This is a genomic window from Streptococcus sp. HMSC070B10, assembly GCF_001808665.1.
Classification (GTDB): domain Bacteria; phylum Bacillota; class Bacilli; order Lactobacillales; family Streptococcaceae; genus Streptococcus.
The window spans coordinates 62,249-71,975 of record NZ_KV794185.1; the positions used below are offsets into that span (position 1 = coordinate 62,249).

General features: G+C 42.5%; 7 protein-coding genes. 1 reads left to right on the plus strand and 6 read right to left on the minus strand.

From position 1 onward, the window contains the following. The 6 genes from xerD to HMPREF2613_RS06275 form a co-directional block, all read right to left on the minus strand. A partial coding sequence (gene xerD / locus HMPREF2613_RS06250; protein WP_315940750.1) for a site-specific tyrosine recombinase XerD occupies positions 1-692 on the minus strand: 692 nt, incomplete at its 3' end. Next, positions 689-1,150 (minus strand): cyclic-di-AMP-binding protein CbpB, encoded by a 462-nt coding sequence (cbpB, locus tag HMPREF2613_RS06255; RefSeq protein ID WP_020902176.1) that lies wholly within the window; start codon positions 1,148-1,150, stop codon positions 689-691. The genes cbpB and xerD, both read right to left, overlap by 4 nt. Beyond that, positions 1,147-1,668 carry a metallophosphoesterase gene (locus HMPREF2613_RS06260; RefSeq protein WP_020902175.1) on the minus strand — a complete coding sequence of 174 codons (522 nt, stop codon included), beginning with the start codon at positions 1,666-1,668 and terminating at the stop codon, positions 1,147-1,149. Before HMPREF2613_RS06260 ends, cbpB begins: the two co-directional genes overlap by 4 nt. Then, positions 1,644-2,615 (minus strand): nucleoside-triphosphate diphosphatase, encoded by a 972-nt coding sequence (locus HMPREF2613_RS06265; protein ID WP_070479757.1) that lies wholly within the window; start codon positions 2,613-2,615, stop codon positions 1,644-1,646. The genes HMPREF2613_RS06260 and HMPREF2613_RS06265 overlap by 25 nt, the downstream gene beginning before the upstream one ends. Further along, on the minus strand, positions 2,612-3,406 hold the full coding sequence (racE, locus tag HMPREF2613_RS06270; RefSeq protein WP_049543738.1) for a glutamate racemase: 795 nt from the start codon (positions 3,404-3,406) through the stop codon (positions 2,612-2,614). The genes HMPREF2613_RS06265 and racE overlap by 4 nt, the downstream gene beginning before the upstream one ends. 203 nt (positions 3,407-3,609) lie before the next feature. Beyond that, positions 3,610-3,858: a YneF family protein gene (locus HMPREF2613_RS06275; RefSeq protein WP_000364990.1), complete on the minus strand. Its 249-nt coding sequence runs from the start codon at positions 3,856-3,858 to the stop codon at positions 3,610-3,612. 329 nt (positions 3,859-4,187) lie between these two features. On the opposite strand from HMPREF2613_RS06275, the gene HMPREF2613_RS11010 reads away from it, so the two are divergent. Then, positions 4,188-9,401, plus strand: coding sequence for an SIALI-17 repeat-containing surface protein (locus HMPREF2613_RS11010; RefSeq protein WP_083279237.1), 5,214 nt, complete (start codon positions 4,188-4,190; stop codon positions 9,399-9,401). The last annotated feature ends 326 nt before the right edge of the window (positions 9,402-9,727 follow it).

Consider the following 9,727-nt stretch of genomic DNA (forward strand, 5'->3'; position numbering starts at 1 on the left):
TTTTTTGCAATTTCGTACAAATCGACCTTCTTTTCAATTTGTCGTAGAATGAACTGTTCCCGCAAGGCTTGGGCTGATAAGGCTGGAAAACCTTTCTCCTTGACAAAGGACTCTAGCTGACGGAAGGCCCATTGACGAGAATAGGCTTTCCCTGTCCTTTCAAAAAGATAGGTCTGGCCCATCAAAGGTTCCAACTCTGAAAGCAAGGTCGTGGGAATGGTGACAATCCTCTGTTGGGAAACCTTCTTGATTCGCAACACTTGAAAATCCAGATTGATATCCTCAACCTTTAGAGCTAAAATCTCACTCGGCAAGAGTCCCATTTCTAGGATTAAGAGCGCTAGCAAGCGACCCTCTGAATAGTCACTTTCCTGCCAAAAAGAGGCTAAGTCTAGAATTTCTGGCTTTTCCGTCTTCTTTTCAGCTTGTTTGGCTAATTCCAAACGATAAAAGCTATCCACTTCTCCTTTTTGATAGAGAAAGTAGAGAAATTGGTTACAGGCCGAAATCTTTCGCTTCTGGGCGCTGATTTTTAGATTGGCTAGTTGGGCTTGGTAAATCTTGAGACTGGTCTCAGAAATCCGCTCGCCTACAATGTCTAAAAATTGCTCCAGATCATACTTATAGGACTGCTTGGAATTGGCAGACAAGCCCTGCTTTTCCTCTAAAAAATCTGAAATTCTGTCTCTCATTTGCATCGAATCTCATATTCCTTACTAAAGTCATGCAAGAGGGCATTGACTGCCTTGAGGATAGACTTGCGCGTGATGATCCCTTGGAAAATCCCTGACGCATCTACAACAGGCAAGAAGGACTCATCTACCAGCTTGTGCAAGACCTCCGTAATGGTAAAATCAGGCGAAACAACCGCTACATCCGTTTTGGTCATATGAACAATATCCGTATCCGCCATAATTTCTTGATTCAAGTCATGCTCCATCTGATAAGCCATAATATCTCTGAGCCCAATCGTCCCAACAAACTGTTTTTCATCTGTCACAACAGGAACACGGGTATAGGTCATCTGACTAAGCAAGAGGGTTGCATGATCCGCATTGTGGGTATCAATTAACACAGCTAGATTTTCAGCAGGGGTCAAAAAAGTTTCTTCTTGCCCCAACAAGAAAGTCTCAAACTCCTTGGCAATCATCGGCTAAACTCCTTGGACAAGCCCGGATACACCTCGTGGTCTCGTGTCAAAAAGTCCACTTTAAAATAACTGTCATCAATCTCCACACGAGCATAGAGACATTCTCTGATAGTCCCACGTGGTTGACTGATGGAACCTGGATTTAGAAAAAGAGTCTTTCCTTCCATCCAAGCATTTGGCACATGCAAGTGACCATAGAGACAGATATCGGCCTCTTCTTCCTGAGCCCAGTAGTCCAACTTTTGAAAGTTGAAATTGATGTCAAACAGGTGTCCATGGGTTTGGATAATCTTGGTCGAACCAAGCTCAGTCACCAAACGTTCTGGGTAGCCTGCATAGAAGTCCATATTCCCTTTAACAACACGGATTCCCTCCCAAAGTGGAGAATCAGGACGCAGTTCAGAATCGCCGTTATGAAAAACGGCGTCAACTTTGCCCACATAGCGATCACGGATTTCTTCCACAATCAAGCTATCGCCATGAGAATCGCTCATTACAATGATGGTTTGCTTTGCCATGATGGAAATACCTCCAAAAGTTTCTTAACGGCTAAGGCACGGTGAGATTGACTATTTTTTTCTTCAAGGGTTAATTCAGCTGAGGACTTGCCTGTCTCTCCTACAAGGAAGAGAGGGTCATATCCGAAGCCATTTTCACCCTTAGGTTCAAAGTTAATGTAGCCTGGCCAGTCTGCTTCAACAACCAAACTTTCCTTGTTTGGGCTGGCTACGACTAGGGTTGTATGGAATTGAGCCGAGCGGTCCTTGAGTTCAAAGACCATGGCCAATTCGTGCAAGAGTTTGGCGTTGTTTTCACGGTCAGTTGCTCCGACGCCTGCAAAACGAGCCGACCAGACACCAGGCAAACCACCCAAAACATCAACTTTCAGTCCAGAATCATCTGCCAGAACCATCTTGCCCGTTAATTGGGAAATAGTTTCTGCCTTGAGACGGGCATTTTCTTCGAAGGTCATGCCTGTTTCTGCTACTTCAGGCAGGTCAGGATAGTCATTAAGATTTTCCACATCGTAGCCTAACTTATCAAAGATAGCTCGGAATTCTTTGCTCTTGCCTTCGTTTCGAGTTGCAATCAATAAGGTTTCTCTGACCTTGCTTGTCTCAAAGAAATCATGAACATTAACCCCTTCTTTGGGCAATTCCACATACAAGAGTTGCCCATTTTCAATCAAGAGAAGAGCTCCCTGACGTTGGATGACTTCCAGATTTCGTCCCATTTCTTGGTTGAGGATATCTACCACAAAAGACAATAAACGGTAGAGAGAACCATAGCGTAAAACAATCACAGAAACAGGAAAACCTTGTTCCTCATCTCGAAATCTTTGGGCAAACTCCAATAGAGGAAAATCCAAGTCATCACCATTCAAAGTCCGGACACCACCAAAAATACTATAGTTTCCAACATACCAGTCCTGGTCATCCTTGTATTCATAAATTTTATTTGTCATAATTCTACATGCTCCACATGAATCTCTTTTTCAAGCCATTCTTCACCAATTTGTGCAAAACTTTGGCTGCTGGCTGTTGTGTAAAAACGGTGATTGAGTGGTCCAGCATCGCGACCACGATTGATTTCAAAATAATTAAGTAAGACTGAGATATCTCGTACGCACTCTGCTCCACTATCGATGAGCTGAACCTTGGGCCCCATGACATTTTGAATAATAGGTCTGAGGAGTGGATAATGGGTACAGCCCAAAATCAGGCTATCCACCTTTCCAACCAAGGGACGCAGGGTTTCATAGACCACTTTCTTGGTGACACTGGTTGACAGGGCGCCAGACTCAACCAAAGGGGCAAACTTGGGACAAGCCAAACTCTCCACCTGTAAATCCGGATCCAGATCGTTAATTTTCTGACGATAGATGTCTGATTGTACCGTCATGGGCGTTCCAATGACTCCGATTTTCCCACCTTGGCTGGACTTGATGGCTGCCGAAGCTCCTGGCAAAATCACACCTAGGACGGGAATGTCTAGTTGAGCCTTAATCTCTTCCCAGACGACCGCAGTCGCAGTGTTACAAGCAATGACAATCATTTTGACATCCTTGGTCAAGAGAAAGTTGACCAACTGCCAAGTATATTCACGAATTTGCTCAGCAGGACGGGGACCATAGGGCGCCCGCGCCGAATCTCCAATATAGACGATTTCTTCATGGGGAAGCTGGCGCATGAGCTCGCGCACAACGGTCAAGCCCCCGACACCCGAATCCAAAAAACCAATTGGTCGATTATCCATACAGTCTTCTTTCTAGTCTTTTTTCTGATTGATAGTTCATTATGATTACCGTTCCTTATGAACTGAATAATGACAGCCTAATCAACAACTATCTCTCTTAATCATAATCAAATATCAATAGAATGCAAGGAAAAAGTCTCATCCCTAAACCCTTAGCCAACATAGTGAGAAGTCTGGAACTTTCATCCCAGACTTTTCCTTATTTATTTTTTCTTTTTATTGTTAGCAAGGGCTGCCTTTTGTTGGCGGATGATTTGGTGGTAAACTTGTTGTACCTTAGCTTCGCTTGGTTTTTGACCATTTGCACTCAAAAGAGTACGAACTGCTTCAGCATTCAAACGTGGGTTGTCAGCGAATTCTTTTTCAATTTGCTTACGAACCAAGTACATTCCCCCAAGAGCTCCTCCTAGAAAAGCTAGCACAATCAATACAATTGCTAAAAGTAAATCCATCATTTTTCTCCTGTTTCTTTTTGAGTCTCTTTCATTATACCACAAACTAGCCACCCTGACCAGTTTGTTTTACGCTTTCAGAGATGAGTAAGCTGTAATTAAAGTTGGCTTATCTTTCTAGTCAAAACTAGAAAGAATATAAAAAATACACTCTCTTACCATTCGTTTCCTCCACTTTTTTAATACAAAACAATATCAAATATATATCCTTCTCAAATCCTCTTGACAACACTTCATTAGCTGGTAAAATTAGATTAACAAGACAATATAGAAACAAAAGTTCGCCTCATTAAAAATGAAAGCGCTTTTAATTAATAAAGGAGGTTTCTATGGAAAAAATTTGGAGGGAGAAATCCTGTCGCTACAGTATTCGAAAGCTAACAGTCGGCACAGCCTCTGTTTTGCTTGGAGCGGTTTTTCTAGCTAGTCATACCGTCTCTGCTGATACTATTGAAGTAAAGCAAAACGAGCCTGCATTAGAGAAAACTACAGTTAAGACAGACACTATAACAAAAGCAAGTGAATCAACTGAGCATACACAGCCAAACGTGCCAATTGATCATACAAAACCAGTTCTAGCTAATAATAGTTCTTCTGAAAGCAAACCCGCTGAGGCAGATGTTACTTCTGCTACAACTAACCAAGCAAGTACTGAAGTTATTGTAAAACCTAATGAAAATAAGGAAACCGAAAAACAAGAACTACCTGTGACAGAACAAAGCAACTATCAGCTAAACTATGATCGACCAACAGCTCCTTCCTATGATGGCTGGGAAAAACAAGCACTCCCAGTTGGGAATGGTGAAATGGGTGCTAAGGTTTTTGGTCTCATCGGCGAGGAGAGAATCCAATACAACGAAAAAACTCTTTGGTCAGGTGGACCGCGTCCCGACAGTACCGACTATAATGGAGGAAACTATCAGGAACGGTATAAAATTTTAGCAGAAATTCGTAAGGCTCTTGAAGACGGAGATCGCCAAAAAGCCAAACGATTAGCTGAACAAAATCTAGTTGGACCAAACAACGCCCAGTATGGACGTTATCTAGCCTTTGGTGATATCTTCATGGTCTTCAATAACCAGAAAAAGGGGCTGGATACAGTTACAGACTATCACCGTGGTTTGGATATCACAGAAGCCACTACTACAACTTCTTACACCCAAGATGGAACGACCTTTAAAAGAGAAACCTTCTCAAGTTACCCTGATGATGTCACCGTGACCCACTTGACCCAAAAAGGGGACAAAAAACTTGATTTTACAGTTTGGAATAGCTTAACAGAAGATTTACTTGCTAACGGAGACTACTCAGCGGAATATTCTAACTACAAGAGTGGCCATGTTACGACAGACCCAAATGGTATCTTACTAAAAGGGACTGTCAAAGATAATGGCCTCCAGTTCGCATCCTATCTAGGAATCAAGACTGATGGAAAAGTTACTGTTCATGAGGATAGTTTAACGGTCACAGGGGCCAGCTACGCTACGCTTTTACTCAGTGCCAAGACTAACTTTGCTCAGAATCCAAAAACCAACTATCGAAAAGACATTGACCTCGAAAAAACGGTTAAAGGCATTGTAGAAACAGCTAAATCCAAAGACTACGAGACACTTAAAAAGGACCACATCAAGGATTATCAAAGTCTCTTTAACCGCGTTAAACTAAACCTAGGTGGAAGCAAGACTACTCAAACAACAAAAGAGGCCCTCCAGAGCTATAATCCTAGCAAAGGGCAAAAATTGGAAGAACTCTTCTTCCAATACGGACGTTATTTATTGATTAGTTCATCTCGTGATCGGACAGATGCCCTTCCTGCCAACCTACAAGGAGTCTGGAATGCCGTAGACAATCCACCTTGGAACGCTGACTACCACCTCAATGTCAACTTGCAAATGAACTATTGGCCAGCCTACATGAGCAATCTAGCTGAAACAGCCAAGCCAATGATCAATTACATTGACGATATGCGTTACTATGGCCGTATCGCTGCTAAGGAATACGCCGGTATCGAATCCAAAGATGGACAAGAAAATGGCTGGCTGGTTCATACCCAGGCGACACCATTTGGCTGGACTACTCCTGGTTGGAATTACTATTGGGGTTGGTCTCCAGCAGCTAATGCCTGGATGATGCAGAACGTCTATGACTACTATAAATTCACCAAGGATGAAACTTATCTAAAAGAAAAGATTTATCCAATGCTCAAGGAAACAGCTAAGTTCTGGAATTCCTTCTTACACTATGACCAGGCCAGCGACCGTTGGGTATCTTCTCCATCCTATTCACCTGAACACGGTACTATTACCATTGGAAATACCTTTGACCAATCACTAGTCTGGCAGCTATTCCATGACTACATGGAAGTTGCCAACCATCTGAAAGTCGACCAAGACTTAGTCACAGAGGTCAAGGCTAAATTTGACAAACTAAAACCACTTCATATCAACAATGAGGGACGTATCAAGGAATGGTACGAAGAAGACAGCCCACAATTCACTAATGAAGGCATTGAAAACAACCACCGCCACGTTTCCCATCTGGTAGGTCTCTTCCCAGGTACGCTCTTTAGCAAGGACCAGGCTGAATACTTAGAAGCTGCGCGTGCAACTTTGAACCATCGCGGAGATGGCGGTACTGGTTGGTCTAAGGCCAATAAAATCAACCTCTGGGCTCGTCTATTAGACGGTAACCGTGCCCATCGCTTGCTCGCTGAACAGCTCAAATATTCAACTCTAGAAAACCTTTGGGATACGCACGCACCTTTCCAAATCGATGGAAACTTTGGAGCAACCAGTGGAATTGCAGAAATGCTTCTTCAATCACACACTGGCTACATTGCACCATTGCCAGCCCTTCCAGATGCTTGGAAAGACGGTCAGGTTTCTGGTCTGGTTGCTCGCGGTAACTTTGAAGTCAGCATGAAGTGGAAAGATAAAAACCTGCAAAGCTTGTCCTTCCTTTCAAATGTCGGTGGAGACCTAGTTGTAGATTATCCAAATATCGAAGCCAGTCAGGTTAAGGTTAATGGTAAACCTGTCAAAGCAACTGTTCTTAAAGATGGCCGCATTCAACTGGCAACACAAAAAGGTGATGTCATTACCTTTGAACATTTCCCTGGTCGTGTAACCAGTCTGACAGCAGTTAGACAAAATGGCGTCACTGCCGAACTCACCTTCAACCAAGTAGAAGGCGCTACCCACTATGTTATCCAAAGACAAGTGAAAGACGAATCTGGCCAAACCTCTGCAACTAGAGAATTTGTAACCAATCAAACCCATTTTATCGACCGCTCACTCGATCCTCAACTCGCCTACACTTATACTGTTAAGGCTATGCTGGGTAATGTTTCTACACAGGTATCCGAAAAGGCCAATGTCGAAACCTATAACCAATTGATGGATGACCGTGATAGCCGAATCCAATACGGTTCTGCATTTGGAAACTGGGCAGACTCAGAATTATTTGGAGGAACAGAGAAGTTTGCTGACCTTTCACTAGGTAACTATACAGATAAAGATGCGACAGCAACCATTCCTTTCAATGGTGTTGGCATTGAAATCTATGGTCTCAAATCATCTCAATTGGGAATCGCTGAAGTCAAAATCGATGGTAAATCAGTCGGTGAACTGGACTTTTATACTGCAGGTGCAACTGAAAAAGGGAGCCTTATCGGTCGCTTCACAGGATTGTCAGATGGTGCTCATGTGATGACCATCACTGTAAAACAAGAGCATAAACACCGTGGCAGTGAACGTTCCAAAATTTCCTTAGACTACTTTAAAGTTTTACCTGGACAGGGAACAACTATTGAAAAAATGGATGACCGTGACTCTCGCATTCAATACGGATCTCAATTCAAAGATTGGAGCGATACTGAATTATATAAGAGCACAGAAAAATATGCGGACATCAATAACAGTGACCCGAGTACTGCTTCAGAAGCTCAGGCAACCATTCCATTTACTGGAACAGGTATTCGAATTTACGGACTTAAAACATCCGCTCTCGGAAAAGCTCTCGTGACACTAGATGGCAAAGAAATGCCAAGTCTAGACTTCTACACAGCTGGAGCTACCCAAAAGGCAACCTTAATTGGAGAATTTACTAATCTGACCGATGGTAATCATATTTTGACATTGAAAGTTGATCCAAATTCACCAGCAGGTCGCAAGAAAATTTCTCTAGATTCATTTGATGTGATTAAATCTCCAGCTGTAAGCTTGGATAGTCCAAGTATCGCACCACTTAAGAAAGGGGATAAAAACATCTCTTTAACTCTTCCAGCTGGAGATTGGGAAGCCATCGCTGTGACCTTCCCAGGTATCAAAGATCCACTCGTTTTACGCAGGATAGACGATAATCATCTAGTTACGACTGGGGATCAGACTGTCTTATCAATCCAAGATAATCAGGTACAAATCCCTATCCCTGACGAAACCAATCGAAAAATTGGAAATGCGATAGAAGCTTATTCTATCCAGGGAAATACGACAAGCAGTCCTATAGTAGCTGTCTTCACCAAAAAGGATGAGAAGAAGATTGAGAATCAGCAGCCAACTACAAGCAAGGGAGATGACCCTGCTCCTATTGTAGAAATTCCTGAATACACTAAGCCTATCGGTACAGCTGGACAGGAACAACCGCCTGTAGTAAATATTCCGGAGTATACTAAACCTATCGGCACAGCAGGACTAGAACAACCGCCTGTAGTAAACATTCCTGAGTACACTAAACCTATCGGAACAGCGGGACAAGAACAGCCACCTACCGTTTCTATTCCTGAGTACACTGAGCCTATCGGCACAGCGGGACAAGAACAACCGCCTACTGTTTCTATCCCTGAATACACTCAACCTATCGGAACGGCTGGACAGGAACAACCGCCTGTAGTAAATATTCCGGAGTATACTAAACCTATCGGCACAGCAGGACTAGAACAACCGCCTACTGTTTCTGTTCCTGAATATAAACTTCGTGTCTTAAAGGATGAAAAGACTAAAGTTGAAATTATTGGAGGAGCGACTGACTTAGAGGGAATTTCTCACATTTCTAGCAGACGTGTATTAGCTCAAGAATTATTTGGTAAGACCTATGATGCTTACGATCTTCACCTTAAAAATTCAACAGACCAGAGTTTACAACCAAAAGGAACTGTCTTGGTCCGCTTGCCTATTTCCTCAGCTGTCGAAAATGTCTACTACCTAACTCCATCAAAAGAGTTACAGGCACTCGATTTTACTATTCGCGAGGGAATGGCAGAATTTATGACTAGTCATTTCAGCACCTATGCAGTCGTTTATCGAGCTAATGGAGCATCAACTACTGCAAATCAAAAACCAAGTGAAACAGATATCAAACCATTAGCCAACAGCTCTAATCAAGTTTCATCTAGTCCAGACCTTGTTCAATCTGCAAGTGATTCTCCTAAAGAACAACTTCCAGCTACTGGTGAAACGTCTAGTCCACTACTATTCTTGTCAGGATTGAGTCTAGTCCTAACAGCAACTTTTCTACTTAAGAGTAAGAAGGATGAGTCCAACTAACTTTTAAGCACACAAAAACCAGGATGAAGATAAGCTTCATCCTGGTTTTTGATTAAAATCAAACATGTTTATCTTAGATGCTAAAAAGGAAACATCAGAACATGGATTCATCTGTCTAATTCTGCCTATTCTTATCCGAATGCGTTAGCTCTCCGTATATTATCCTCGATCCCTTTTTTCTCTAATCCCTACCATGATATCTGTATATAAAACATCATTTATCTTACTTGAAATATAAAATACGGGTGTAGATTCTTCTAAGTCATTATCAAGCAATAATTTGGTTAACAGGTATATCCCCTTATCAAAGTCAACAGCTTCCTCTC